The sequence below is a fragment of the Algorimicrobium echini genome, from assembly GCF_900115185.1.
Taxonomy (GTDB): Bacteria; Bacteroidota; Bacteroidia; order Flavobacteriales; family Flavobacteriaceae; genus Algorimicrobium; species Algorimicrobium echini.
Map to the genome: position 1 here is coordinate 115,479 of NZ_FOVN01000005.1, position 24,759 is coordinate 140,237.

At 33.3% G+C, this 24,759-nt stretch carries 26 protein-coding genes; 8 read left to right on the forward strand and 18 right to left on the reverse strand.

Features of this window, described 5'->3' with window-relative positions:
* Positions 1 to 24 precede the first annotated feature (24 nt).
* Positions 25 to 1,149, forward strand: coding sequence for a tetratricopeptide repeat protein (locus BM239_RS11840; RefSeq protein WP_092208874.1), 1,125 nt, complete (start codon positions 25 to 27; stop codon positions 1,147 to 1,149).
* Positions 1,150 to 1,448: 299 nt separating this feature from the next.
* On the opposite strand, the gene BM239_RS11845 is transcribed toward BM239_RS11840, so the two are convergent.
* The 11 genes from BM239_RS11845 to BM239_RS11895 form a co-directional block, all read right to left on the reverse strand.
* Positions 1,449 to 1,826 carry a VOC family protein gene (locus BM239_RS11845; protein WP_092208876.1) on the reverse strand — a complete coding sequence of 126 codons (378 nt, stop codon included), beginning with the start codon at positions 1,824 to 1,826 and terminating at the stop codon, positions 1,449 to 1,451.
* Positions 1,826 to 2,389 carry a hypothetical protein gene (locus BM239_RS11850; protein ID WP_092208878.1) on the reverse strand — a complete coding sequence of 188 codons (564 nt, stop codon included), beginning with the start codon at positions 2,387 to 2,389 and terminating at the stop codon, positions 1,826 to 1,828. Before BM239_RS11850 ends, BM239_RS11845 begins: the two co-directional genes overlap by 1 nt.
* A 3-nt stretch (positions 2,390 to 2,392) precedes the next feature.
* Positions 2,393 to 3,796 (reverse strand): M20/M25/M40 family metallo-hydrolase, encoded by a 1,404-nt coding sequence (locus BM239_RS11855; RefSeq protein ID WP_092208880.1) that lies wholly within the window; start codon positions 3,794 to 3,796, stop codon positions 2,393 to 2,395.
* Positions 3,797 to 3,870: 74 nt separating this feature from the next.
* Positions 3,871 to 4,749 carry a PPK2 family polyphosphate kinase gene (locus tag BM239_RS11860; protein WP_092208882.1) on the reverse strand — a complete coding sequence of 293 codons (879 nt, stop codon included), beginning with the start codon at positions 4,747 to 4,749 and terminating at the stop codon, positions 3,871 to 3,873.
* 120 nt (positions 4,750 to 4,869) lie between these two features.
* The gene (locus BM239_RS11865; RefSeq protein WP_092208884.1) at positions 4,870 to 6,033 is read right to left on the reverse strand and encodes a sigma-54-dependent transcriptional regulator; all 1,164 of its coding nucleotides are present in this window, start codon (positions 6,031 to 6,033) and stop codon (positions 4,870 to 4,872) included.
* A 2-nt stretch (positions 6,034 to 6,035) separates the two neighbouring features.
* On the reverse strand, positions 6,036 to 6,929 hold the full coding sequence (locus tag BM239_RS11870; RefSeq protein WP_245758235.1) for a DUF6268 family outer membrane beta-barrel protein: 894 nt from the start codon (positions 6,927 to 6,929) through the stop codon (positions 6,036 to 6,038).
* 17 nt (positions 6,930 to 6,946) lie between these two features.
* Positions 6,947 to 7,843 (reverse strand): mechanosensitive ion channel family protein, encoded by an 897-nt coding sequence (locus BM239_RS11875; protein WP_092208888.1) that lies wholly within the window; start codon positions 7,841 to 7,843, stop codon positions 6,947 to 6,949.
* Between the two features lie 9 nt (positions 7,844 to 7,852).
* Complete coding sequence (locus BM239_RS11880; protein ID WP_092208890.1) at positions 7,853 to 9,163, reverse strand: ABC transporter permease; 1,311 nt, start codon at positions 9,161 to 9,163, stop codon at positions 7,853 to 7,855.
* Positions 9,164 to 9,165: 2 nt separating this feature from the next.
* Positions 9,166 to 10,092 carry an ABC transporter ATP-binding protein gene (locus BM239_RS11885; RefSeq protein WP_092208892.1) on the reverse strand — a complete coding sequence of 309 codons (927 nt, stop codon included), beginning with the start codon at positions 10,090 to 10,092 and terminating at the stop codon, positions 9,166 to 9,168.
* 295 nt (positions 10,093 to 10,387) lie between these two features.
* Positions 10,388 to 11,515 carry a molecular chaperone DnaJ gene (gene dnaJ, locus BM239_RS11890; protein ID WP_092208894.1) on the reverse strand — a complete coding sequence of 376 codons (1,128 nt, stop codon included), beginning with the start codon at positions 11,513 to 11,515 and terminating at the stop codon, positions 10,388 to 10,390.
* Between the two features lies 1 nt (position 11,516).
* Positions 11,517 to 12,059 (reverse strand): nucleotide exchange factor GrpE, encoded by a 543-nt coding sequence (locus BM239_RS11895; protein ID WP_092208896.1) that lies wholly within the window; start codon positions 12,057 to 12,059, stop codon positions 11,517 to 11,519.
* Positions 12,060 to 12,217: 158 nt separating this feature from the next.
* Here BM239_RS11895 and BM239_RS11900 point away from each other — a divergent pair, with 158 nt between their 5' ends.
* The gene (locus tag BM239_RS11900; RefSeq protein ID WP_092208898.1) at positions 12,218 to 12,871 is read left to right on the forward strand and encodes a YceI family protein; all 654 of its coding nucleotides are present in this window, start codon (positions 12,218 to 12,220) and stop codon (positions 12,869 to 12,871) included.
* A gap of 61 nt (positions 12,872 to 12,932) precedes the next feature.
* On the opposite strand, the gene BM239_RS11905 is transcribed toward BM239_RS11900, so the two are convergent.
* The 4 genes from BM239_RS11905 to BM239_RS11920 form a co-directional block, all read right to left on the reverse strand.
* Complete coding sequence (locus BM239_RS11905) at positions 12,933 to 13,838, reverse strand: TIGR01777 family oxidoreductase (RefSeq protein ID WP_092208900.1); 906 nt, start codon at positions 13,836 to 13,838, stop codon at positions 12,933 to 12,935.
* A gap of 135 nt (positions 13,839 to 13,973) precedes the next feature.
* A complete protein-coding gene (mnmD, locus tag BM239_RS11910; RefSeq protein ID WP_092208902.1) occupies positions 13,974 to 14,645 on the reverse strand; it encodes a tRNA (5-methylaminomethyl-2-thiouridine)(34)-methyltransferase MnmC2 in 672 nt (223 codons plus the stop codon).
* Positions 14,646 to 14,647: 2 nt separating this feature from the next.
* Entirely contained in the window at positions 14,648 to 15,094 is a 447-nt protein-coding gene (locus BM239_RS11915) for a hypothetical protein (protein ID WP_092208904.1), read from the reverse strand.
* Entirely contained in the window at positions 15,094 to 15,600 is a 507-nt protein-coding gene (locus BM239_RS11920) for a DUF4920 domain-containing protein (RefSeq protein WP_092208906.1), read from the reverse strand. Before BM239_RS11920 ends, BM239_RS11915 begins: the two co-directional genes overlap by 1 nt.
* A gap of 113 nt (positions 15,601 to 15,713) precedes the next feature.
* On the opposite strand from BM239_RS11920, the gene BM239_RS11925 reads away from it, so the two are divergent.
* Positions 15,714 to 16,784 (forward strand): branched-chain amino acid aminotransferase, encoded by a 1,071-nt coding sequence (locus BM239_RS11925; RefSeq protein ID WP_092208908.1) that lies wholly within the window; start codon positions 15,714 to 15,716, stop codon positions 16,782 to 16,784.
* Between the two features lie 121 nt (positions 16,785 to 16,905).
* On the opposite strand, the gene BM239_RS11930 is transcribed toward BM239_RS11925, so the two are convergent.
* Positions 16,906 to 17,292, reverse strand: coding sequence for a pyrophosphohydrolase domain-containing protein (locus BM239_RS11930; RefSeq protein ID WP_092208910.1), 387 nt, complete (start codon positions 17,290 to 17,292; stop codon positions 16,906 to 16,908).
* A gap of 130 nt (positions 17,293 to 17,422) precedes the next feature.
* Here BM239_RS11930 and BM239_RS11935 point away from each other — a divergent pair, with 130 nt between their 5' ends.
* Complete coding sequence (locus BM239_RS11935) at positions 17,423 to 17,608, forward strand: hypothetical protein (RefSeq protein ID WP_092208912.1); 186 nt, start codon at positions 17,423 to 17,425, stop codon at positions 17,606 to 17,608.
* Between the two features lie 96 nt (positions 17,609 to 17,704).
* On the opposite strand, the gene BM239_RS11940 is transcribed toward BM239_RS11935, so the two are convergent.
* A complete protein-coding gene (locus BM239_RS11940) occupies positions 17,705 to 19,750 on the reverse strand; it encodes a dipeptidyl-peptidase 3 family protein (RefSeq protein ID WP_177209035.1) in 2,046 nt (681 codons plus the stop codon).
* An 88-nt stretch (positions 19,751 to 19,838) separates the two neighbouring features.
* Here BM239_RS11940 and BM239_RS11945 point away from each other — a divergent pair, with 88 nt between their 5' ends.
* The 4 genes from BM239_RS11945 (at position 19,839) to BM239_RS11960 (ending at position 23,932) form a co-directional block, all read left to right on the forward strand.
* Positions 19,839 to 20,858 carry a GyrI-like domain-containing protein gene (locus tag BM239_RS11945; RefSeq protein WP_092208914.1) on the forward strand — a complete coding sequence of 340 codons (1,020 nt, stop codon included), beginning with the start codon at positions 19,839 to 19,841 and terminating at the stop codon, positions 20,856 to 20,858.
* 7 nt (positions 20,859 to 20,865) lie between these two features.
* Positions 20,866 to 21,231: a fluoride efflux transporter CrcB gene (gene crcB / locus BM239_RS11950; protein WP_092208916.1), complete on the forward strand. Its 366-nt coding sequence runs from the start codon at positions 20,866 to 20,868 to the stop codon at positions 21,229 to 21,231.
* A gap of 177 nt (positions 21,232 to 21,408) precedes the next feature.
* On the forward strand, positions 21,409 to 22,464 hold the full coding sequence (locus tag BM239_RS11955) for a right-handed parallel beta-helix repeat-containing protein (protein WP_092208918.1): 1,056 nt from the start codon (positions 21,409 to 21,411) through the stop codon (positions 22,462 to 22,464).
* 13 nt (positions 22,465 to 22,477) lie between these two features.
* Complete coding sequence (locus tag BM239_RS11960; RefSeq protein ID WP_092208920.1) at positions 22,478 to 23,932, forward strand: T9SS type A sorting domain-containing protein; 1,455 nt, start codon at positions 22,478 to 22,480, stop codon at positions 23,930 to 23,932.
* A gap of 47 nt (positions 23,933 to 23,979) precedes the next feature.
* Here the strand turns inward: BM239_RS11960 and BM239_RS11965 are convergent, their stop codons facing one another.
* Complete coding sequence (locus BM239_RS11965) at positions 23,980 to 24,582, reverse strand: DUF1684 domain-containing protein (protein WP_092208922.1); 603 nt, start codon at positions 24,580 to 24,582, stop codon at positions 23,980 to 23,982.
* Positions 24,583 to 24,759 lie beyond the last annotated feature (177 nt).

Below are 24,759 nucleotides of genomic sequence, written 5' to 3' on the forward strand. Positions count from 1 at the left end.
GTATCATAATATGAATTTAATTATATGATAAAAATTTTTAAAAAAGTACGCTATCACCTTATGGATACTGGAAAAACAGGCAGGTACCTAAAATATGCTATTGGTGAAATTATTCTTGTAGTTATTGGAATTTTAATAGCACTTCAAATTAATAAATGGAATGAATTTAGAAAAAGCGAAGACATTAAAAATAATTATTACACGCAAATATTACAAGATTTAGCAAAAGATCATAAATTTCTTAAAAGCCAAATTGCCACGCTTAATGATAACATTACACTATATAGTGCGTTTGTAGAAACGTTTTCTGAACATAAAAACCCAGAAACGCTTATTTTAAGCGCTTCAAAACTTAATTACAGTTATGATTACCTAAAATTTGATACTAATACTATTGAAACCCTTCAAACGACAGGCGATATAAAACTACTGCCTTCAGAAATCAGAAATAAATTAATTGATTTAAAAAATATGCAAAACAATATTATTACTCAATCTTACAGTAATAATACTAATTTTCTGAAGGAGTTTTTAAGTGCTGTTAAATTAGGATATCACCCTAACACTTTAGCTTTAAAAAATGAAAACGCATCAACCAATGAACTATTTACTAGTTTAAATATTTCTGACAATTTTCCTGAAATAGCACTAACTCTCAATGCAGCCTTTAGTTTGAAAGATTATACAGAACGTGATCTACTAAAAGTTTTCAGGATGTTGGTTGCAAATATTAATACGCTTTTCACACTCATAAATAAAGAATTAGGAAATCCCTACCAGAGTATAGAAACTGTACTTTCAAAACTTAAAAAATTAGAAACTCTTTTAGAAGATGGTAAAACGGTTGATCAAATTATTGCAGTCGTAAAAAACCAAAATATTGAGTCTCCAGAATACGATATCTCTGAAGCTTACATCAACGCATTAGCCTATTTTGTTATGAATAATATGAAACAAAATAAAGAAGCCTTAAAGCTTTTTAAATTGAACATAGAATTATACCCTAATGCGTATAACACTTATGATAGTTATGGTGAATGTTTAATGCTTATGGGAAACCGAAAAAATGCTATAAAAGCTTACAAGAAATCTTTAGAACTCAATCCTGATAATCAATCTGCAATTAATGCCCTTTTAGAATTAGAGTAACATGTAAAAAATAGCCAATAAATGATTAAATTCTTCCGTCTTACTAGAAAAATCTATTATAAAGCTAACAAAATTAGTAAGTATTAAATTTTCACAATTATTAGTTAAACCACTTTAAGCAGCCTTAAAAACCCAACAAATCCAGTATCTTTGAACCAAATTTTTCAATTAAATGGACGGATTTAGTATTGTTATGGTTTTTGCTATCATCCTTTTCGCAAGATTAGGAATTCGTCTGATTAGCAAGTATATAGAACTGAAGCGAGAGGAAAAGAAAGGAAATCAATCGCATTAATTCTTTAAAGATTACTATAAAATGTTAAACCATTCTTATCTAAATCATAAATTGTAAACTCTTTAGTTCCCCAATCTGTTTGTATAATTTGTATGGTTCCATGAAAAACTTGTTTGGCTTCAAATTCTACATATAAATTTTCAATATTTTGTGTTACAACACGAAGCATGGGTGTAATTTGATTCGTTTCTAAACGCTCCGTATTTTGAACTTGCAAATGAATTTCAATATCACCACGCCGTAGCCCAGCATAAGTAGGTATTTTTGGATCGTCAGCAAACGCTATTTCAAAACCGAGTTTGTTTACATAAAAAAACAAAGATGCCAACACATTTTGAACGGGTAAAACTGGATGAATTTGATGTAAGTGCGCGTGTTCCATTATTTTTTTATAGTTCCAGAAAAGTGATTAACATTAGAATTTATAGGATTTCCCGATGCACGCCTAAAGGAAGCCAATTGTCCACAATGCCATATAGCATCAGCAATTGGGCCATTAATTTCATTCCAGAAAGGTATTTCTTTGTCACCGAATATAATTTTAAACTGTGAAATATCATCACTTGTTCTTAAAATATCTGCGGCTGTTTTGAAATTCAATAGGGTTTGCTTTCTTATTTCTTCAAAAGATAATTTAGGTGCTTGTTCGCGTGTATTTGCTTGTTTTAAGGTTGCGTTTACAATGGTTTTCGATAAGCTGTAAATATGTTGTATAGTTTCTTCTGTAGTGCGCGATTCTTCGGTTAATTTATAAGCTAAATCGGTTGTTCTTAAACCTTCTGTGGACCAGTGGAAACGAAAGCCTAATCCGTCTATAAGTCTAGCTGCAACCGTTCCTGCAGTAAAAGTTTCTGGTGCTTCTGGAATTTCGTAATAGGGAAGTTTTTCTTGTGCAGTCATGGTAATATTAATAAAAACGAACAGTCCTAAAAATTTAGTTTTCATAATTTAATTTTTAAGTTCGTTGGCATTTGAAATTGGCGAAATACCATATTTATCAATTAAATACACCAGACTTGTCATCGTTGCCGCTCCAAGTTCAAGTTCACGTTTGTTTACAGCATCAAACGTATCATTTGCTGCATGATGATGATCAAAATAACGTTGGGAATCTGGACGCAATCCTGCGCATACGTTGCCATCTGTTTTTAAGGGTGCTACATCTGCTCCACTTCCTCCTTTTTCAAAATAATGAATTAAATAGGGCTTAAATAAAGCTTTCCAACTTTCTATTTTAGCAAAAACGGCATCATCACAATCAAATTGGAAGCCACGAGGTGTAAAACCACCTGCATCACTTTCTAAAGAAAAAATATGGTTTTCACCTTTTTGTTTGGCTACTTCGGCATATTTTGTGGCACCACGTAAACCGTTTTCTTCGTTCATAAACAACACCACGCGAATGGTACGTTTAGGTTTAATACCCGTTTCTTTTAATAATCGTAACACATCCATAGATTGTACACAACCCGCACCATCGTCATGCGACCCATCTCCTAAATCCCAAGAATCTAAATGGCCACCAACAAGAATGTATTCATTTGGAAATTCGGTTCCTGTAATTTCTCCAATCACGTTATAAGATTGAACGTCTTTAAGTTGCTGACAAGTTTGGTTGAAAAATAGTTTTATACTTTTGTCCATTGCTAGCATACTACTTAATTTTTCAGCATCGTTAGTACTTATGGCTGCAGATGGAATACGTTGTGAATTAGGCAAATCGCCATAACTCATACTTCCCGTATGAGGCAGGTCGTCTAGCCGTAAATTCATGGAACGCACAATAACACCAACGGCACCAAGTTTTCCTGCTTCCATAGCGCCAGCATAACGTTGGTCTACACAGCCACCATAGGCTTCAAAGGTTTGTATTAAATCTGCTTGCATGGGTCTGTTAAAAAAAACGATTTTCCCTGACACCTTATCTTTACCCAACATTTTCAATTCGTCCATGCTTTTTACCTCTATAACAGACGCCTTAACACCCCCAATTGGTGTAGCAATGGAGCCGCCAAGGGCGCATATATTTACTGTTGTAGTGATACCAGAAGCAGACTCTATAAACGCATATTCTTTATTACCTCTTACCCATTTTGGAATCATTACAGGTTGTAACCAAACTTTATCTAGACCTAATGTTTCTAATTGTTCTTTGGTATAGTTCACTGCTTTTTCAGCATTTAATGAACCTGATAATCTACCTCCAATTTGATTGGACAAATAATCTAACCATTCATAACTTTTTCCATTTGTTAAAGATGTGGAATAAATGGTTTTTAACGTTTCAGCATCTGTTTGAGCTGATATATTGATGGTTAAAAGAAAAAATAAAATAGGCAGTATTTGTTTCATAATTAGTATAAGTGTCGTTAAAAAGACTAAAATAGGCTATAATTAACGTTTTACTTCTAAAAGGAATCTTAAAATTATTCGTTCTCTAATTGTTTTCTGTAATTAGTAATATTTGCTTTGATGTCATCATCCAATTCTGGCTCACGAATATCTTTGTACGTTTTTAAGGTATCTAATAGAATTTTAGCGACAATATACCGAGCGGTTGGTTTATCATCGGAAGGAATTACAAACCAAGGAGCATGTGGCTTTGTTGTTCTAGAAATAGCATCTTGATAACAATCTTGGTAATGATCCCACAATTTGCGCTCCTCCAAATCTCCAGGTGAAAATTTCCAGTTTTTATCTGGTTTGTCTAATCGGCGTAATAATCTATGCTTTTGTTCCTCTTTAGAAATGTTTAAAAAGAACTTAAAAATAATTGTACCGTTTTGAGCTATTGTTTTTTCAAAATTATTGATTTGCTCGAAGCGATTATCCCAAAATTCATCATTAATATCTTTTAGTGATAGTACGTTTGGTAAATTTTCATTCAAAATATATTCAGGGTGAACTCGTGTTACCAGAACATTTTCATAATGGGTTCTATTAAAAACACCAAATTTTCCACGAGCAGGTAACGTTATATAATGACGCCACAAATAATCATGCTTTAACTCTAATGCTGTAGGTGTTTTAAAACTATACACCACAACACCTCTTGCGTTAAGTTCCTTAAAAACCTCACGTATAAGACTATCTTTTCCAGCAGTATCCATGCCCTGGATACAGATTAAAACAGCATATTTTCCATGGGCATACATGGCATTCTGAATTTTTGCAAGATCTTTACAAACATCTTCTAGCGCATCTTCAATGGTATCTTTATTTTCCTTTAAATCAAAGGTTGTTTTAAGATCTTTTAGGACTACCGTTTTGGGCGCCTTAAAATCTTTTGGTTTTATTGATTTCATATTGACATATTCAAATTTGAATGGAATTATAAATATACATAATTCTATACGCTTTGATAAATAGATTGTATGCTGAATGACTTACAAAAAAAATGTCTGAAAAATTCCAGACATTTTAAATTATTTAGAAGCAAACATTTTTACATCGTTTTCGCTAATTTCTTTTTCACCAAGAATAATTAATCGCTCAACAACGTTTCGAAGCTCACGAATATTTCCAGTCCAATCATACTCCTGAAGTTGTTTGATGGCTTTATTGGAAAAAGATTTTTTAGCAGTTCCATGTTCAAGGGATATTTTTTCTGAAAAATAATCTATTAGTAATGGAATATCTTCCCGTCTGTCATTTAAAGCTGGTACTTGTATGAGAATAACGGCTAATCTGTGATACAAATCTTCTCGAAAACGGCCTTCTGCTATTTCCTTTTTTAAATCTTTATTAGTAGCAGCAACAACACGGACGTTAACCTTTATATCTTTATCATTTCCAACACGTTGGATTTTATTTTCTTGAAGTGCGCGTAATACCTTTGCTTGTGCAGACAAGCTCATATCGCCAATTTCATCCAAGAAAATCGTTCCACCGTTAGCCGTTTCAAATTTTCCTGCACGATCTTTAACCGCACTTGTAAAGGCTCCTTTTACGTGACCAAACAACTCACTTTCAATCAATTCCGAGGGAATAGCAGCACAATTCACTTCTACTAAATTTCCTTTAGAACGATCGCTTTTCTGGTGCAACCAATGAGCTACTAATTCTTTACCTGTTCCGTTTGGTCCAGTAATTAACACACGTGCATCAGTTTGAGCAACCTTTTCTATCATATCTTTAATATGAGAAATAGCAGCACTCTCGCCTATCATTTCGTAATTTTTACTGACTTTCTTTTTCAGCATTTTATTTTCAACCACTAACACTTTAGTATCTAAAGCAATTCTAACAGTATTTAATAAACGGTTTAAATCAGGTGGTTTGGAAATATAATCAAAAGCACCTAAACGCATAGTATTTACTGCCGTGTCCAAATCCCCATGACCTGAAATCATGACAATAGGAATTTCGGGTTTTATTTTTTTGGTAGCTTCTAACACATCAACACCATCCATTTTTGGCATTTTAATGTCACAAAAAATGAGATCGAAATCGTCATTTTTAATTTTTTCTAAACCTTCAACACCATCTTCAGCTTCTTCTACTTGATAGGTATCGTTCTCTTCCGAAAGGATTTTAACAAGTACACGCCTTATGGCTGCTTCATCTTCTATTACTAATATTTTTGGCATAGTTATCGTTTAAATTTTATTCCTGTTCTTAAATAAAAAGCGTTTATCTCGTTTAACGAAAAAACTTCATCTCTGTTTGAATCCCTTAAACGGTTATTGAGCCTAAAGGTATAACCAGCATAAGTGTAGGCAATTAAATGCTTAGTAAGGAAATATTGATATCCTAATCCACCAACAACTACAGAAAGTGAAATATTATCAGCTCGCTTACCATTAACTTGTATGCCTTGCTGTAAATTTGCAAAATATCCATCTAATCCTGCAAAAGCTAAAACCACATTTTTAGGGTTAAAATTGTATTTAATACTGGATTTTGGGACTCCAGCATTATAGCTCCAGTGCTCATTTATTTCACGTGTGTAACTTATAAAAGGAAGTGGAAATGGCAATCCTGTTGTGGCATTGTAGGTTACACCCAATATTAAACGATACGGGTGTTTTAAACTTGTATCATCACTCCTATCATGAATTGCAAAAACACCACCATTATAAAAAATATCTTCATTTGTTACTGTTGTTTCAAGGGTTGAGGCAATGCGCGGATTAAACTTAATTCCCCAACGCCAATTTTCACTTGTTTTAAAAGTATAACCAATGTTGAAATCAATAATATGGATGGTATTCAAATGCGATGTTTCAAATGGATAATCTTCTTCAATATTTAGAATAACACGGTTATATTCTGCTCCTAAAACTAAATACGATTTATTTTTCAATGCGATTGGATAATTAAACAACGCTCGTAATCGTGTGTATTGATCTTCAGACCTTGTCTGTGGAATAAAAGAATACTCAACACGTGCTAAATCTGTCATTTGTGCACTAATAAACTGACACATAATCATGAAAAGCCCTGTAAAACAGCATTTAAAGTGGTATTTAATTCGTTTTTTCAATAGTTTTTTTTTAATAATTAAGTGTTTTTAGGTTTTTCAATAATATGGATATCTCTTTGTGGGAATGGTATAGATACATTGTTTTCTCTAAACAATCTGTCAATTTCAAATCGAATATCACTTTTAGGAAATTGAGCTTTAAAACTATCGCTTACAGTAAATACAACTTTAAAATCTAATGAACTATCGCCAAAATCTGTAAATAAAACAGTTGTTGCTTTAGGATCTAATACATCTGGATGCGAATTAACGGCATCTAGCAATAGGCGTTTTACTAATTGAGTATCACTTCCATAAGCCACTCCAACTGTTATGTTTTCGCGTGTAGAAATGCCATTTTGTGTCCAATTGTATAAACTATTGGTTAAATAGAGATGATTAGGAATTACCAGTACTTTATTATCAATTGTAACAGCTCGCGTAGTACGGAGTTTTATTTCTTCCACGCGACCAACCTTACCTTCAAGTTCTATAATATCACCTACGTGTAAACTTTGATCTATAAGAATAAAAACTCCTGAAATAATATCCTGAAAAAGTGTTTGAAGAGCTAAACCAATACCAATTAATAATGCTGCTGAAGCGGCAAAAATAGCGGTAACATTAACTCCTACCGAGTCGAAAACAATGAGAATAACAACCAAATAAATTAACCATCTGGCAAACGAAAAAACGGTATTAAACTTGGCTCTATCAGTTTTTGGCAAATGTTTGGTATAAATTCTACGAACAAAATTTAATATAAGGGTGGTTATAACATATATAATGAGCACAAGGAGAACCAAACCTACCGTAATATTTATTGGGTTGTCTTCAGAACCAAATTGAAACCCTAAATTTAAAAAGTCTAAAAAGGTTTCCCAAACACTGCTTTCGGTGACAACTTCTTCTAAATTTTCAAACTTACTTTGCATGCTTTTAATTTAATATTTTATCCACTTTAATATTTCTCTATAACTCGGTTTTTTTCCATACATCAATATACCAACACGATAAATTTTAGCTGCAAACCAAACCGCAAACATAAAAGTACCTATTAAAATGCTTAAGGACAAGATTTGCTGCCAAATTGGAACGCCAAACGGTATACGCATTAGCATGACAACTGGCGATGTAAAAGGAATGAATGAAAAAATTGTTGATATGGTACCATGAGGATCTTCTATAACTGTAAAAAAACCAATGTAAACAGCCAAAATTAAAGGCATAAGAATAGGGAACAAAAACTGCTGTGTATCTGTTTCATTATCTACTGCAGCACCAATAGCAGCATATAGTGAACTGTATAATAAATAACCACCAATAAAGAACAGCAAGAACGCTATAATTAAATTAGTAAGTGGTAAATTGTAAAAAGCTAAAAACCCATTTTGTACCATATCTGGCATGGCTGCATCATTACCTGCCTGATTTAATAATTGTCCAGAAGGACTTGCCTGCATTAAATCGATACCAAAAATAGCTGAAACAATGGTTAATAATACACCTCCTAAAATAAGCCAGATTATAAATTGTGTAACACCTGCTAATGAAGTTCCAATAATTTTACCAAGCATTAATTGCACAGGTTTGACTGAAGAAATGATAACTTCAATTATCCGACTTGTTTTCTCTTCAATAACACTTCGCATTATCATGTTTCCATAAATAATAATAAACATAAACAATAAATATCCTGCGGCACCACCAAATATTAACTTAACAATACTGTCAATTTTCGAGGTTTTTTCACCCGTAAAACTTTCTTGAGCTACCGCTATATCTATTTTTGAAGTTTTTATCTTCTCAATATCAACCCCTTGACTCTCTAATTTTAAATCTGTTAAATGCTTTTCCAGTTTACTTTCTAAACCACTAATAACTGAAATAGAAGGAGACTCTTCGGAATAAAATTTTATAACATTTCCAGCAGAAGATACATCATTAAATTTACCAATATAAAGTAATCCATAATTTTCTTGTACTTGGGTTAGTTTTTTGGCATCCTCCAATGAGAGTTTATCTATCACCTTATACTTGGTATTTTTAGTGTTTTCAAAAATGGAAGCAATCATTCCAGATTCATCTAATATTGTAATCGTGCGTTCAGAATTATTATTTAATTGTGATAAATAAGCGACAACTGCCACTAAACCTATCATTATCATAGGACTTAAAAACGTCATGATTATAAACGATTTATTCTTCACTTTTGTAAAGTATTCGCGTTTTATAATGAGCGGTAAATGGTTCATAATTAATTATTCTTTACGGCTTGAATAAATATGTCGTTGGCAGTTGGAATTAATTCAACAAAATGTGACACCTGACCTCTACTGGTTAAAAAACTCAATAATTCGTTAGGTGACTGATGCGCTTGCAACTTAATATTTCGTTTTAATTCATTTCCTAGTGTTTTAAAATTAGTTGGTGTTACTGTAAATTTATTAGCTAATTCATTATCCAATTCAGCCCCATTTTCAGTGCGAATACCAATTTCAAATGTATGGGTTTTAAATTGGGTTTTTATATCTTGCAATTTACCATCTAATATTTTATTTGATTGATGAATAAGTGCAATATGGTCACACAATTCTTCAACCGATTCCATGCGGTGAGTTGAAAAAATAACGGTTGCACCATTATCACGAAGCCTTAAAATTTCATCCTTAATCACGATTGCATTTATAGGATCGAAACCAGAAAAAGGCTCATCAAATATTAGTAATTTAGGTTCGTGTAAAACGGTCACTATAAATTGTACCTTTTGAGCCATTCCTTTTGAAAGCTCTTGTATTTTTTTATGCCACCAATCCCCTATATCCAATCTATCAAACCAATATTTCAAGCGTTTTTTGGCTTCTGATTTGCTTAAGCCTTTCAGTTGAGCAAGGTATAATGCCTGCTCACCTACTTTCATAGACTTATACAAACCGCGCTCTTCTGGTAGGTATCCAATATCAGTTACGTGATGTGCTTGCAAAGGTTCATTATCCAAAAGAACATGACCTGAATCTGGCATGGTAATTTGATTTACAACCCGAATAAGTGTTGTTTTTCCAGCACCATTTGGACCTAACAATCCAAAAATACTTCCTTGTGGCACAGCTATAGACACATTGTTTAAAGCTGTATAATCTCCAAATTTTTTAGAGACGTTATGCGCCTCTAATAAGTTACCCATACCAAACTATTGCTTAATTGAAATGATTGTAAAGATATTAAATGTCATACAGCAATCCGAAATTAATAAAAAAGAAATTTCCTATAAGTAATTATAAACAAAACCCATCCTAAAATTTGCATTCAAGGATGGGAAAAAATTGCTATGAAAAAGAAAAATTATTACTATCAAAAAATAGTAATAAACCAAATATAGTAATTTTTATTAAACTATTATAGTAAGTCCGACAATAACTTCTTTATTAAAACAACAAATCCGCACGAAAGGCGGATTTGTACTACAATAATGTCTAATTTTAAGAAAACATATCTTTAACTTTTTCAAAGAAAGATTTATCGCCTACTTCCGGTTTTGGCTCAAAATGCTCATCTTCACGCATGGATTCAAAAAAGTCTTTTTGCTGTTTATTAAGTGTTTTTGGCGTCCATACATTTACATGAACTAATAAATCACCTTTTCCATATCCATTAATAGATGGAATACCTTTACCGCGTAATCTTAATATTTTTCCAGATTGTACACCTGCCTCAATTTTAATACGAACCTTTCCTGTAACCGTATCAATTTCTTTTGAGGTTCCTAACACAGCATCAGACAAACTTACATATAAATCATAATGTAGATTATCTCCTTCGCGTTGCAATGTAGCATGTGCTTCTTCTTCAATTGCTACTAATAAATCACCAGAAACACCATTCCCTGGTGCCTCATTACCTTTTCCTGTAACTTTAAGCTGCATGCCATCAACAACACCTGCAGGTATTTTAATTGAAACGGTTTCTTCTTTAACCAGCATACCTTGAGCATCCGCTTCGTTTGGTTTTTTGTCTATAATTTGTCCTGCTCCACCACAAGCGGTACAGGTTGTTGCGGTTTGCATACGACCTAAAATAGTATTGGTTACACGCATCACTTGTCCTGCTCCATTACAAGTAGAACATGTTTTGTATGTGGTTCCAGACGCTTGTACTTTTCGTCTAACTTTTACTTTTTTCTCAACACCATTAGCTATTTCCTCGAGGGTTAATTTCACACGAATTCGCATGTTGGTTCCTTTAACGCGACGTTGTCCGTTACTAAAACCACCACCAAAGCCAGAAAATCCGCCGCCACCGCCAAATGCACCACCAAAAATATCACCAAATTGGCTAAATATGTCATCCATATTCATGCTTCCGCCACCAAAGCCACCGTTACCCTCAAATGCTTGATGTCCAAATTGATCGTAACGCGCTTTTTTATCAGCATTGCTTAATACCTCGTATGCTTCAGCTGCTTCCTTAAATTTGGTTTCTGCTTCGCTATTATCAGGATTTTTATCAGGATGATATTTTAAAGCCATTTTACGATACGCCTTTTTAATTTCAGACGCATCGGCATTTTTACCAACTCCTAAAACCTCGTAATAATCTTGTTTTGCCATATTATTGTCCTATAACTACTTTTGGAAATCTTATTATTTTATCACCTAATTTGTATCCTTTTTCAACAACATCTATAATTTTCCCTTTTAAAGAGTCGTTAGGCGCAGGAATTTGCGTTATCGCTTCATGATTATCTGCGTTAAATTCATCACCAGCTTGCAAATTCATTAGCTCTAAACCTTTGTTTTCAAGTGTGTTTCTAAACTTGTTCTTTATAAGCTCAACACCTTTTAACAAATCTTTTTCTTCAGTTTTTGCTATTTCAGTGTAGGCACGATCAAAATCGTCTAAAACTGGCAACAAAGACACTATGACGTCCTGACTTGCTGTTTTAAACAAATCACTACGTTCTTTAGCTGTCCGTCTTTTATAATTTTCAAATTCTGCAAAAAGGCGTAGAAATTTATCTTTCTCGTGAGCTAATTCTTCTGTTAACTGCTCCTCAACAGTTCTTGTATCCTCGGAAGAATTTTCATTGATATCTTTGATTTGCTCGTCTACTGACTCATTTGCAGTAGCGTTATTTTTATCTTTTTTACTCATTACGTATCTCTATTTTTAAAATACCTTAAATGGATGGCAAAAGTACTGCCATTATCCTTAAAATGTCAAAATGTCACGAAAATAATTTAATATTTTTTTAAACAAATTTAAATCTGAATCAACTATTTTTGCAACTTAACACTAAAACATATTAAACTATGAAAAATCGTTTTTTAACAATCTTAACATTAGCATTAGTTGTAACCTTTGCTAGTTGTAAAGACAAAGCTCAAGAAGCAGAAACAACAGAAGCAGCTGAAGCAGCCGAAGTAACTGAAGTTTCTACAAAATATTTAGTAGATACGGATGCCTCAACCATTATGTGGAAAGGTTTTAAACCAACAGGATCACACACAGGAACTATTCAATTAGAAAGTGGTGTATTTACTATGAATGGAGATGCTATTGAAAGCGGAAGCTTTTTAGTAGATATGACTTCATTAAATGTAACAGATATTCCTGAAGAAGAGGAAGATCACGGTAAATTAACAGGACATTTAAAAAGTCCAGACTTTTTTGATGTTGAAACATTTCCAGCATCAGCTTTTGAAGTAACTGGTTTTACTTCTGAAAATGGTAAAATGATGTTATCAGGAAATTTAAAAATGAAAGATGTAGAAAACAATATTTCTATTCCTGTTACAATTACAGAAAACAATGATTCTGTAACTATTACAAGTGAAACATTTACAGTAGATCGTTCTAAATGGAATATCAAGTATGGTTCAAAATCATTTTTTGATGATTTAGGTGATAAATTCATTAATGATGATATGGAATTGCAAATTACAATTACCGCTAATAAGGCGTAATTAATTTGTGTCTATCACAAAAAAATCCGCTACAAATTGTAGCGGATTTTTTTTTACATTTTTAATCTAACAAACTAGCTAATGCAGGCTTAATATTAACATATTCAAACTGATAGCCTGAATCTTCTATTTTTTTACTACTAACACGCTGGCTTTCAAATAGCAAAATATGCATATCGCCTAAAATTAATTTCATTAGAGATTTGGGTATGTTTGGTAGAAATAGCGGCTTATTTAAGACACCAGCAACGGTTTTAGTCAATTCGGTATTAGTAACTGGATTTGGAGCAACTCCGTTAAAAACACCCTCTAATTTGTGTTTTAAAACATGTACAAAAATACCAGCTAAATCTTTGATGTGTATCCAAGATTGCCACTGATTACCGCTTCCAAAAGCAGCTCCAAAACCATATTTAACTGGCTTGACTATTTGTGGCAGAGCACCTTGTTCGTTATCTAACACCAAGCCTATTCTGATTTTAGAGACAACAACGGACAACTCCTGAAAAGTATCGGTCATTGCTTCCCATTTTTCAACGACTTCTCCTAAAAAACTTGTGGAAGTCGCTTTAGTTCCCTCATCATAATAGTTCGTTAAAGAGTCTGGATAAATACCTATGGCACTTGCAGAAATAACTTGTTTAATCTCGTGTTTTTCTTTTTCTAATGTTTCTTTTATTAAACGTAGTGTATTTAATCTACTATTTAGTATGACATTTTTATAGGACGCAGTCCAGCGTTTAGAAATAGTGGCTCCTGCTAAATTGATAATGGCCTCTACACCTTCCAAACACGCCACATCAATTTCATTATTTTTAGGGTTCCAATAAAATCCTTTATAATTCTCTTGTTGTGAAATTTTCTCTTGAGAAGTGGTTAAATAATGAACGGCTATATTAAGGTTGTGACATTGCGAAACAATAGCCTGACCTATTAAACCAGTAGCACCTGTTATTAATACTTTCATCTACAATTTTTATATAAAGATAGGCATTAGAAGGCTGATTATAACAGCTTTTAAAGAAGGTTTAACAGTATTAACGTAAGATTAGCTGTCTTACCACTAAAGAGAATAGTATTTATAAATAAAGAATGATTTAAATTATTTAGTAGCTCGTAACATTTCGCGTTTTCCTGGAGGTCCTGGCAGACGTTCTACTTTAAAACCTACAGATTGCAAAGCACGACGCACACTACCTTTTGCCGAATACGTAACCAGAACACCATTTACTTTCAGAGCATGATACATTTTTTTAAAAATAGCCTCTGTCCATAATTCAGGTTGAACTCTAGCTCCAAAAGCATCAAAATAGATCAGGTGAAACTGATTGGAATTGGTGATTTCCTGAAATTTTTTATTCTGTTTTGTTAGCTGAAAAAAATTAGTGATTGATGTTTTTTCTTCCCAAGGCACAATATGGATTGTATTAAAGTGTTTATTGGTTAGCTTACCTTCCAGTAATTCTGTATAGTTTAATTGTTTTATTTCAGATACAGACACAGGGTAAGCTTCAACACCCACATAATCAACATGAACAGCGTCTTTTTCAGACTTTAACAATGTCATTATAGCATTTAAACCTGTACCAAAACCTATTTCTAAAATAGAAATAGCATCAAGTTTTAATTCAGAAATTACTGCATCAAATCCCGTTTTTAAGAATACATGATTTGCTTCTTGAATAGCTCCGTGAATGGAATGGTATTGTTCATGCCAGTCATCAATCTGAATGGTTTTAGATCCATCGCCTGTTGTAATAATATGGCGTTTCAATCCTAATTAATTAAGAGTTTCTTGATACGCGGAATAGGACCAGTGCATTCGGTTTGATGACAAGAAATACAGAGGTTTACAACGGCATTAAACCGATCTGTTTCTGACATTTCTGAATTTGGATTATACAACTCCTTTTCAGCTTGAATAAACAGTTTAGAAAAACTCTCAAATGTTTCGTTTCGTTTTTTAAAATCAGAAAGTTCAGCTGTATGAATTTTTAAAAAATCTAAAGGGAATTCTTCAATATCTTTACCTGACACAATTGCGTTCTTGACATTCAAATTATAAGCATACATCTGATTCATAAGATTCGCCATTTCTGAAGGCTCATACATATCGTACACAATTTCCTTTTTTTCAGAATTTTCTGGAGTTGCTTTTTCAGCAGTTTCATTACAACTTACAAATACGAAAAGAAAACTTATAGCGCTAAAAAACAGTTTCATTACTCTTCAATTAACAAAACACCATCCGCTTCAAATGATAAGGTACGTTTTGGTTCTGTTATAGCAGCAATTTCTTCTTCTGTTTTACCAGCATCTTCTGCGTAATGACGTTGTTCATCAACAGATACTTCTGTTACATATGCTTTTCCGTTAATAATCACATCTCTATCTGCAATATTTTTTGGCATGAAAAAGCCGTAGTCCTTAAATTTCACCATGACCTCTTCATCATTTTCTAAATCCAAACGCATCCAACAACCTTTAGCTTGACAAACGCTATTTACTTTGGCAAGGACTTTGATCTGCAAGGTATCACCTACTGCTAAATTTTGATATTTCTCGCTAATTTCATTCACATTCAAAGCATTCTCTGCTTCAATTTTTTCACCAAAAGAAACATAGGCTATTTCGTTTACTTCAGTTTCAACAACCTCTTTCTTTTCCTCATTATTTTTACAGGACACTATAACAAACACTAAACAAAGTGCCATAAATATGTTTTTCATTATTCCGATTTTTTATAAAATTTAAGGCCAAATATACGCTTTTTTTAAGTTAATTTTAAGTTTTTTATAAGGCTAAAATTGAGTACTTTCGCAAAACCAAAATATGAATAGAAATGACGGAACAAAAATATAACGAAATCGATATAGTAAAAATTGAAAAAACGAAAATCAATGATGTTGATTTTAACAATATCGATTTTGGGCGTAAGTTCACCGATCATATGTTTTACTGTGACTTTGTTGATGGTGCTTGGCAACAGCCTAAAATTGTTCCTTATCAGCCTATGACCATAGAGCCTTCTGCGCGTGTTTTCCATTATGGTCAAGCCGTTTTCGAGGGTATGAAAGCTTACAAAGACAGTAATGGTAATGCTTTTTTGTTTCGCCCTGAAGACAACCACAAACGAATAAATATTTCAGCAGCTCGATTAGCGATCCCTGAATTTCCAAAGGAATATTTCATGAAAGGTTTAACAACTTTAATGCAAATGGATAAAGACTGGATTAAACCAGGTGCTGGTAATTCGTTATATATAAGACCATTTGTTTTTGCATTTGAGCCTGCCATTTCTGCTGCCCCAGCGCAAGCCTACCGGTTCATGATTATTTGTTCGCCTGCAAAAGCTTATTATACGGGTAAAGTTCGCGTGCTTTTTGCTGAAAAATATAGTCGTTCTGCTGATGGTGGTGTTGGCTTTGCTAAAGCTGCTGGAAATTATGCCGCACAGTTTTATCCAACAAGTTTGGCACAAAAGAAAGGTTACCAACAAATAATTTGGACGGATGCCAATACCCATGAGTATTTAGAGGAAGCGGGTACCATGAATATCTTTTTTAGAATAAATGACACCTTAATTACCGCACCTACAAGTGACCGTATTTTAGATGGAATTACCAGAAAAAGTATTATCCAGTTAGCACAGGATACTAATATTGCCGTAGAAGTGAGACGAATTAGTGTTGTCGAAATTAAAGAAGCTGCTAGAAATGGTAGTTTAAAGGAAATTTTTGGAACTGGAACTGCTGCTGTAATCAGCCCAATTTCGGCATTTGAACATGCTGAAGAAGTATTTGAAATCCCAGACGCTTCTGATTCGTATGCAACGCTATTTAAAAAGACATTAATGGATATTCAACAAAATGCTGCCGAAGATAAACATGGCTGGCGTTATGAGATTAAATAGTTTAAGTTGTTAGCTCGCGCTACTATAAATTTTAAGCCTATATCCCTTTATAAAACAGTAAAAAAATAATCCAATTCTGTCGTTTCTGAATTGGATTATTTTTTTACTGTTTTTCTAGCTATTATGCTTTGAGAATTGAAGAAATATTAGGTTTAAAATAATTAGGCCCTTTTAAAACCTTACCATCTTCTCGGTAAATCGGTTCGCCATCTTCACCTAATTTACTCATATTACTGCGTTGAATTTCATTAAAAACTGCTTCAATTTTATGCTGTAATCCATGCTCGATTATGGTACCACATAAAATATAGAGCATATCTCCTAACGCATCAGCAACCTCAACTAAATCATTATTAGTTGCTGCCTCCAAATATTCTTCATTTTCTTCACGCATTAATTTATAACGTAAAAGATTTTTATCGGTACCTAAATCGGCTTGAGGCGTTTCACGATGGCCTATTTTAAATGCCGTATGGAATGCTTTTACCGCTTCTATTTTACTTTTCATAATTTTAATTATTAGGGTTCCTCCAAATTAACAAATTAAAAAAAAGCTAATCAACCAGATTCCAAAGTAATTCAATCAAATAAAGATTTGGATATGGGTTTGTTTTATTAAATTTGCAAAAAAACACGTCATGTTTAGTACAGGTCAAGTAGTTTTCGGTGGTTTATTTGCTGTTGCTTTTATTCTTATTTTAATCTATACATATAGAAAAGATTTAGCCCTGCATAGAAAATATTATAAAGGAACCGTTTGGGTGCTGATTGCTTTTATCTGCTTTATATTATTTATTGTTTCTATTAAGTGGTTATTTCAATAATGCTTAGAACATTAGGCTAATATTCAAATAAGTTCAATAAATAAAAAAAGCCTTAACTTATTCGGTTAAGGCTTTTTTGATAACGGTTATTTCTAGTTAATTCATTTCTGGAAGAAAATTATAATTTTTACTATATTCTAACATCTGGCCAGAAAATGTTTTTGGTTGAACAACATTAATTTTAGTTATCTCGCCACTTTCATCCATTTCCGGAACCAACATCGGATTTACAAAACCACTATATGGCGCAGACTCAAATTGTTCGTTACGCTTTAATACTTCAGCATGGATTTCCTGATCTACTTTTACGCCATAATCTTCTACTAAAGCTTGAACGGCTTTAAAATCGCCTTCGGATTTAATACGTTGCGTTTCACGTAATAATTGACCAAATAAATCATGTAATTTATCATAATCGGTAATATTGAAATAGGTTTTTCCGTCGCGGGTTACTTTTTCAATAACGTTTGCTTCTTGCCCTTTTTCGAAGGCCCAAGCACTTACCCACTGTCTATTTCGCATGTGTGCTTCTTCTACATCATCGCCAATATTTAAACGGATTAACTGTGTCATTAATCCATTTCGGATATACCCATCATATGCCGCTTTTCCAACTGATTTCCAGTCGTCCACCAACCCTAATTCTTGTAATTTCGGATTGTACAAATAATAAAGTCCTACTAAATCTGCACGACCTTCTTCCAATGTAGACGAATACGTTTTTAATGTTTCTTTGGTTTCACCAACACCAGGATTTAATTGTCCCGATGCATGACCAATAACCTCATGTAAAGCTGTATGCAATTTATCTGCTACTTGTCCGTATTTTTCTTCCAATTGAATTTCCTCTTCATCATGAGCAAATTCTTTTAAACGACCTGTACTACCTGCGTTATTATAGGCATGAATGATATTCCCTAACGATACCGACTTACTACCTACAGCTGCACGAATCCAGTTAGCATTTGGCAAATTAACACCAATAGGTGTACTTGGCGATGCATCTCCAGCTTCAGCAGCTACATTAACTACTTTATATGAAACACCAACAACATTTTTCTTTTTATGCGCTTCCATTAACGGCGAATTATCCTCAAACCATTGTGCATTTTCAGATAAAACAGACATTTTTTCAGACATATCAAAGTCCTTAATTTGTACAATCGTTTCGTAACTTCCTGTATAACCTAAAGGATCGTTATAGACTTCAATAAAACTGTTTATATAATCAATATTACCTTCGGTTGCAGCTGTCCATGCCACATTGTAATCGTCCCATGTTTGTAAATCACCTGTTTTGTAATACGAAATAAGTAATCCAATAGCATCACCTTGCGCTTTGTTTTCAGCAACACTTTGTGCTTTTTCCAACCAAGAAACAATTTGATCTATAGCAGAACCATATAAACCACCTGACTTATAAACTTGTTCTACAAGTTTGCCATTTTCTTTTACCAATTTAGAGTTTAACCCAAAAGATAGAGGCTTTTCTGGATTAGGAGACTTTTTCGTTTTGTAAAATGCTTCAACTTCAGCAGTAGTAACATCAGGACCATAAAAATTAACAGCCGATAATAACACATTATCAATACCCTTTGCTTGATTTACCTTTTTAGAATCTTTATCATTGAATAAAACATCTAAAGCTTCACCTTCTAATGACGTATTCGTTTCTTTTAATAAAGACACTAAATAGTCTTTAGAAAAATCTGGTTTCATTTTATCATTCGAATAATGGTGGTGAATTCCATTACTAAACCAGATACGTTTTAAATAGGTTTCAAATGCACTCCAATCATTTGTTGCTTTATCGCCGGAATAATTTATATAAACATTCTCTAAAGCCTTTCTTATTGTTAGATTGTGTCGGTAATTCTGATCCCATATGATATCTCGTCCGGCTAAACCAGCTTGACCAAGGTAATAAACCAGTTTTTGTTCTTTAAGTGTTAAATTTTCCCATCCTGGAATTTGATATCTTAAAATTTTAATATCAGCAAACTGCTCTACGTTAAAATCGAATTCCGCTTCAATTTTTGTTTCGGTTTCAACTGTTTCGGCTTGAGGTTCTGCCTTATCATTTTTACACGAATAGGAAAAGGCTGTTAATAAAGCCATGCCCATTATAAGTTTTAGTTTCATTTGTTTAATTGTTTTTTAATATTCACAAATGTAACATTAATTATTAACGCATAAAATTGTTTATATTTGATTTATAACCCAATCATACATGAAAACTATTAAATATATCTTGTTCCTTTTACTCATCATAATTATTGGTGTTTCTATTTACATAGCAGTACAACCTAATGAGTATAGCGTAACACGAACGCGAACAATTACAGCTCCTTCGCAAGTTATCTATAAGCATGCAATAGACTTTAATACCTGGAACACCTGGTTTCCTTGGGTTGAAAAGAATTCTGAAACTAAAATGGTTGCTACAGACACATCAAGTAACATGAGCCAAACCTACTCGTGGAAAACTAATGATAAAAAAGGCTCTATAAAAACAGTAGAAAGCATACCTTATCAATCTATTGAACAGACACTCGTTTTAAATGACATGGCTCCAAGCAACGCAATCTGGGAGTTTAAGCAAAATAGCGCAAAAGAAACTGAAGTGTCCTGGACATTGGCTGCTGATAATTTATCGTTCTATGAAAAAGGCCTTGCAATACTAAATGGAAGTTATGAAAAAATATTAGGGCCAGATTTAGAACGCGGTTTACATGAATTAGAACGTGTAGTTCTTGCTGCTATGGATGTTTATTCAATAAAAATAGATGGCATAGCGCAACATGGTGGTGGGTTTTATATTTATACAACTACATCAAGTAAAATATCCGATTTACAAACAACAATCAACAAGGTTATGCCTCGCGTAAAAAGTTATGCCATTAAAAACAATATTGCCATGGCTGGAGCACCTTACATAAATTATCATAAATGGGACGAAGTTAACAATGCGGTTATGTTTTCTTTTTGTATACCTACTACTACAGAGGTCACAACCACACAAAGCGACATTTTAACAGGGCAATTTGAACCTTTTAAAGCCGTTAAAACAACGCTTAAAGGAAATTACACCAACCTAAAGGAAGCTTGGGATAAGACTAACGCATATCTTAAACAGTATAATTTAGAAGCATCTGAAAACGGCCCTATGTTAGAGGTGTACTTAACAGAACCTAGCCAGAAACCAAATCCAGCCAATTGGATTACTGAAATCTACATAGCTATTAACTAAACAACGCATGAAACAAATACTGTTGGTATTTATTGGAGGTGGTTTTGGAAGTGTATTGCGCTTTTTAGTCGGCAAATTTTTAAACAATCCTGAAACAGGTATTCCTTATGGCACATTTCTAGCAAATATTTTAGGAAGCTTGTTTATAGGAGTTATATTAGGTTTAGCAGCTAAAAACAACTCCATATCTGAAAACCATATGGCATTAATAGCTACTGGGTTCTGTGGTGGCTTTACTACATTTTCAACCTTTGCCTATGAGAATCATATTTTTTTAAAATCTGGAGATTTTATGAATTTTGCAATTTATACGCTATCAAGTTTTGCTATTGGATTTTTAGCAGTATTCCTTGGAATCTTTCTTGTAAAATAAGCATGATTTTTTTAGAATCTGATAATTGTTGAAATTAGTAATTCTATTTTCACAGCAAGAGTCGTTATAAAAGCAACCCAGCTTCTATATATTTAAAAAATATACGACATTCTACGTATGTTTTGACAATGAAATAATTAGGAATTTTGACCTATTAATCAATAAAACCTAATTTTCATGAAAAAATTTATTTTAAGTATGGCTTTATTAGTAATAAGTTATACACAAGCTCAAAACACATTAATTGTAGATCGTAATGTTTTTATAGACGATTCTCCTTCACACGTTTACACAACATTTTCGGCTGCAATTGCAAACGCTTCCAATGGCGACACCATTCTCATTCAACCATCTGGCGGTTCTTATGGAAACATAACAATTAATAAATCCATAACCGTTTTAGGTATGGGTTATGCACCAGAACTGAATAATGGTGAAACTTCCCAAACAGGAAACATTACGGTTTCTGCAAGCAATGTAAAAATTGCAGGACTAGATGTAAATGGCTGGGTTTCTCCTGGAAATAATGTTACCAATTTATTAGTTGAAGATTGTTGGTTGGCATCAGGAGCATATGCTTCAGCAACTGGAAATGCAAATATTACGTATAGAGGTAATGTTATTCGGAATTTAATTTATTTAAACGCATCGCCAACAAACAGTCTAAATATAACAATAACCAATAACCTCATTCAAAATTTAGTCTCAAGTCCGTTTCAATATTTTAACGACACCACTATTTTTAATAATAACGTTATTATTGGAGACCAAGCCTTAACAGGTTACGTCATATTCTTTGCTCCTAATAATCTCGTGTGCCAAAACAATATTTGGTTATTTACCAATAATTCTTTGGCTCAAGTTGACCAAAATGGAGGCACACCAGTAATCCATAATAACTCGCTAACATACCACTACGGTACACCAACCATTACAGCTTTAAATGGCACCGGAAATTTAGATAATCAGAATCCATTTTTCGTGAATATTCCAGCTAACAATCCATATTGGAATGTTGACAACAACTACAATTTAGGCAACAGTTCTGCTGGTAATGATGCTGGAACGGATGGAAATGATGTAGGTATTTACAACGGATATTATGATTTTGATATGCGTGGATATCCAACTGAATTACCTTATTTAACTGAAATGTCCATAAGTAACAATATGGTTCCTGCTGGCACCAGCTTAAATGTGAATTTAAAGGCAAACGCTAACAAGACTAACTAAAAACCACCAAATTATGAAAGCTATATATACCTTTTTAATAGGCTGCTTTTGTGTTGGTATATCGTTAGCGCAATCAGATATTGCAAGTGTTGAATATTTCTTTAATACCGATCCAGGTATTGGGAATGGCACTCAAGTGGATATTGATCCTGATGTTGAATTGTTAGATCAATCACTCAATATTTCTACAATAGGTTTGCCTATTGGAACCCATCGGTTGTTTATGAGAGTTATCAATGTAGATGGTACGACTAGTATGTACAATTACAAAACGTTTAGAATATCTGATGTTCCAGATTCTAATACTGCCAACATTACAGAAGCTGAATTTTTCTTTAATGTCGACCCAGGGATAGGCAATGGAACTATTGCAAATGTTACTGATGCAGGATCGGTAAATAGAAGTTTTAATATTTCAACTTCAGGATTGCCAATTGGTACACATAGATTATTTTTTCGCTTTAAAAACGAAAACAATGAATGGAGTATGTACACCTATAAAACATTCAGAAAATCTGATGTTCCAGAAACGAATACCAGTGATATTGTAGAAGCAGAATACTTCTTCGATACAGATCCTGGAATTGGAAATGGCACTAATTTAGATGTTGCTGATGTAACAGTTTTAGATGAAAACCTCAACATTCCAACAGCAGGATTGTCTATCGGTACACACCGAATGTTTTTACGCGTTAAAAACAGCAATAACAAATGGAGTCTGTATGACACCAAAACCTTTAGAGTTTCTGATACTCCAGAAACAAATACCAGTGATATTGTGGAAGCTGAGTACTTTTTTGATACAGATCCAGGCATTGGAAATGGCACAATTGTAGACGTAAATGATGTTGCATCTTTAGATGATGATTTAATTATACCCACTACTAGCCTTACCATGGGAACACACCGTTTATTTATGCGTGTAAAAAATAGTGCTAATCGTTGGAGTATTTATGACGAAAAAACGTTTCGCGTATCAGATATTCCGTTTACAAACAACGCTTCTATTGTTTCAGCCGAATATTATATAGATGTAGACCCTGGTCTTGGGTTGGCAACTGCACTAAATGTTACAGGCGATGAATTGGATGAAAATTTAGTAATCCCTACAAGCACAGGACTAGCTCAAGGCGATCATTATTTACATATTCGTGTTCAAAATACCGATGGTACTTGGTCCCTTTACGACCGGAAATTATTTGAAATTGATGGAACTTTAGGCCTAGATTCTGAAATCCTTTCAGAGATTAACATATATCCAAATCCAGCAACGGATTATGTGCATATTAAAACTCCAAATAGTTTAAGTATAAAATCAATCATGTTAATTGACATGAATGGAAAGATTGTTAAGCATCTAACAAATCATTTAGAAAAAATACAGATTTCTAACCTGCAACAAGGTGTTTATTTATTACAAATAGCCACAGAAGTTGGAAGTATATCCAAACGGATTATTAAAAAGTAAGTTTTGATTAGTAGTTATTAAGGCGTCTAACAAATTTGTTAGGCGCTTTAATTTTTATTGAAAGCCTTTACTCCTGCTTCTACCTTAATATCTAAATAATTATTACGTGGCACAATTGGACAAGAATATTTAGCGTTGTAAGCACAGTAAGGATTATAGGCTTTATTAAAATCAATAATCATGTGGTCACCCTCTGGAATACGTAAGTCTAAATAACGACCACCTCCATACGTTGAATCGCCATTAGTATTATCCATAAATGGTAAAAATAAGTAATCTTCAAAACCTGCTTTAGTCATTAAATCTTGACCTTGGTACACTGCTAATTCAAATGGTCTTCCTTGTAGTTCAAAGGTAACAATTCCATATATACGCTCATTAGACACACGATCTGTTGTGGTTTGCATTAGAAACCAGTCGGAGTCTGGAGTGCGTTTTAATGTAGCTTCCACGATGGCAGATGAGTCTACTGGAAAAAAATCAAGTGTTTTAAAACCCTTTCTGTCTTTTGCTTTTAATGGTGATTTACTAGCATCTTTAAAATCGGCATTTTGTTGGCGTTGCCAATCGGTTTCGCCTAATAAGGGTTCTTTATTTTGAGCACAACCAATTAAAGTAAAAAGCACTAAAAAACTAAAAGCTATTTTCATATGAAGTATTAATTTTGAATTCAAAAGTACAACTTATTCATATTTTGTTTAGATTTGAAATTCTATTTAAATAAAAATCATGCAAAAAAGTGTCACCACGTATAGAAAACCTTGTATCTCATTTTTAATGGGTTGGACACTATTTGTATGTGAATAATTTTTAATTGACAGTACCAA

What these genes read in the sequence shown, in the direction of transcription:
- BM239_RS11885 (WP_092208892.1), bottom strand. Translation starts at nt 10,092, where the DNA reads ATGGGTAACTTATTAGAGGCGCATAACGTCTCTAAAAAATTTGGAGAT.
- BM239_RS11845 (WP_092208876.1), bottom strand. Translation starts at nt 1,826, where the DNA reads ATGGAACACGCGCACTTACATCAAATTCATCCAGTTTTACCCGTTCAA.
- BM239_RS11920 (WP_092208906.1), bottom strand. Translation starts at nt 15,600, where the DNA reads ATGAAAAACATATTTATGGCACTTTGTTTAGTGTTTGTTATAGTGTCC.
- BM239_RS11945 (WP_092208914.1), top strand. Translation starts at nt 19,839, where the DNA reads ATGAAAACTATTAAATATATCTTGTTCCTTTTACTCATCATAATTATT.
- BM239_RS11855 (WP_092208880.1), bottom strand. Translation starts at nt 3,796, where the DNA reads ATGAAACAAATACTGCCTATTTTATTTTTTCTTTTAACCATCAATATA.
- BM239_RS11960 (WP_092208920.1), top strand. Translation starts at nt 22,478, where the DNA reads ATGAAAGCTATATATACCTTTTTAATAGGCTGCTTTTGTGTTGGTATA.
- crcB (WP_092208916.1), top strand. Translation starts at nt 20,866, where the DNA reads ATGAAACAAATACTGTTGGTATTTATTGGAGGTGGTTTTGGAAGTGTA.
- BM239_RS11900 (WP_092208898.1), top strand. Translation starts at nt 12,218, where the DNA reads ATGAAAAATCGTTTTTTAACAATCTTAACATTAGCATTAGTTGTAACC.
- BM239_RS11850 (WP_092208878.1), bottom strand. Translation starts at nt 2,389, where the DNA reads ATGAAAACTAAATTTTTAGGACTGTTCGTTTTTATTAATATTACCATG.
- dnaJ (WP_092208894.1), bottom strand. Translation starts at nt 11,515, where the DNA reads ATGGCAAAACAAGATTATTACGAGGTTTTAGGAGTTGGTAAAAATGCC.
- BM239_RS11860 (WP_092208882.1), bottom strand. Translation starts at nt 4,749, where the DNA reads ATGAAATCAATAAAACCAAAAGATTTTAAGGCGCCCAAAACGGTAGTC.
- BM239_RS11965 (WP_092208922.1), bottom strand. Translation starts at nt 24,582, where the DNA reads ATGAAAATAGCTTTTAGTTTTTTAGTGCTTTTTACTTTAATTGGTTGT.
- BM239_RS11955 (WP_092208918.1), top strand. Translation starts at nt 21,409, where the DNA reads ATGAAAAAATTTATTTTAAGTATGGCTTTATTAGTAATAAGTTATACA.
- BM239_RS11880 (WP_092208890.1), bottom strand. Translation starts at nt 9,163, where the DNA reads ATGAACCATTTACCGCTCATTATAAAACGCGAATACTTTACAAAAGTG.
- BM239_RS11935 (WP_092208912.1), top strand. Translation starts at nt 17,423, where the DNA reads ATGTTTAGTACAGGTCAAGTAGTTTTCGGTGGTTTATTTGCTGTTGCT.
- BM239_RS11865 (WP_092208884.1), bottom strand. Translation starts at nt 6,033, where the DNA reads ATGCCAAAAATATTAGTAATAGAAGATGAAGCAGCCATAAGGCGTGTA.
- BM239_RS11905 (WP_092208900.1), bottom strand. Translation starts at nt 13,838, where the DNA reads ATGAAAGTATTAATAACAGGTGCTACTGGTTTAATAGGTCAGGCTATT.
- BM239_RS11895 (WP_092208896.1), bottom strand. Translation starts at nt 12,059, where the DNA reads ATGAGTAAAAAAGATAAAAATAACGCTACTGCAAATGAGTCAGTAGAC.
- BM239_RS11840 (WP_092208874.1), top strand. Translation starts at nt 25, where the DNA reads ATGATAAAAATTTTTAAAAAAGTACGCTATCACCTTATGGATACTGGA.
- BM239_RS11915 (WP_092208904.1), bottom strand. Translation starts at nt 15,094, where the DNA reads ATGAAACTGTTTTTTAGCGCTATAAGTTTTCTTTTCGTATTTGTAAGT.
- BM239_RS11925 (WP_092208908.1), top strand. Translation starts at nt 15,714, where the DNA reads ATGACGGAACAAAAATATAACGAAATCGATATAGTAAAAATTGAAAAA.
- BM239_RS11875 (WP_092208888.1), bottom strand. Translation starts at nt 7,843, where the DNA reads ATGCAAAGTAAGTTTGAAAATTTAGAAGAAGTTGTCACCGAAAGCAGT.
- BM239_RS11930 (WP_092208910.1), bottom strand. Translation starts at nt 17,292, where the DNA reads ATGAAAAGTAAAATAGAAGCGGTAAAAGCATTCCATACGGCATTTAAA.
- BM239_RS11940 (WP_177209035.1), bottom strand. Translation starts at nt 19,750, where the DNA reads ATGAAACTAAAACTTATAATGGGCATGGCTTTATTAACAGCCTTTTCC.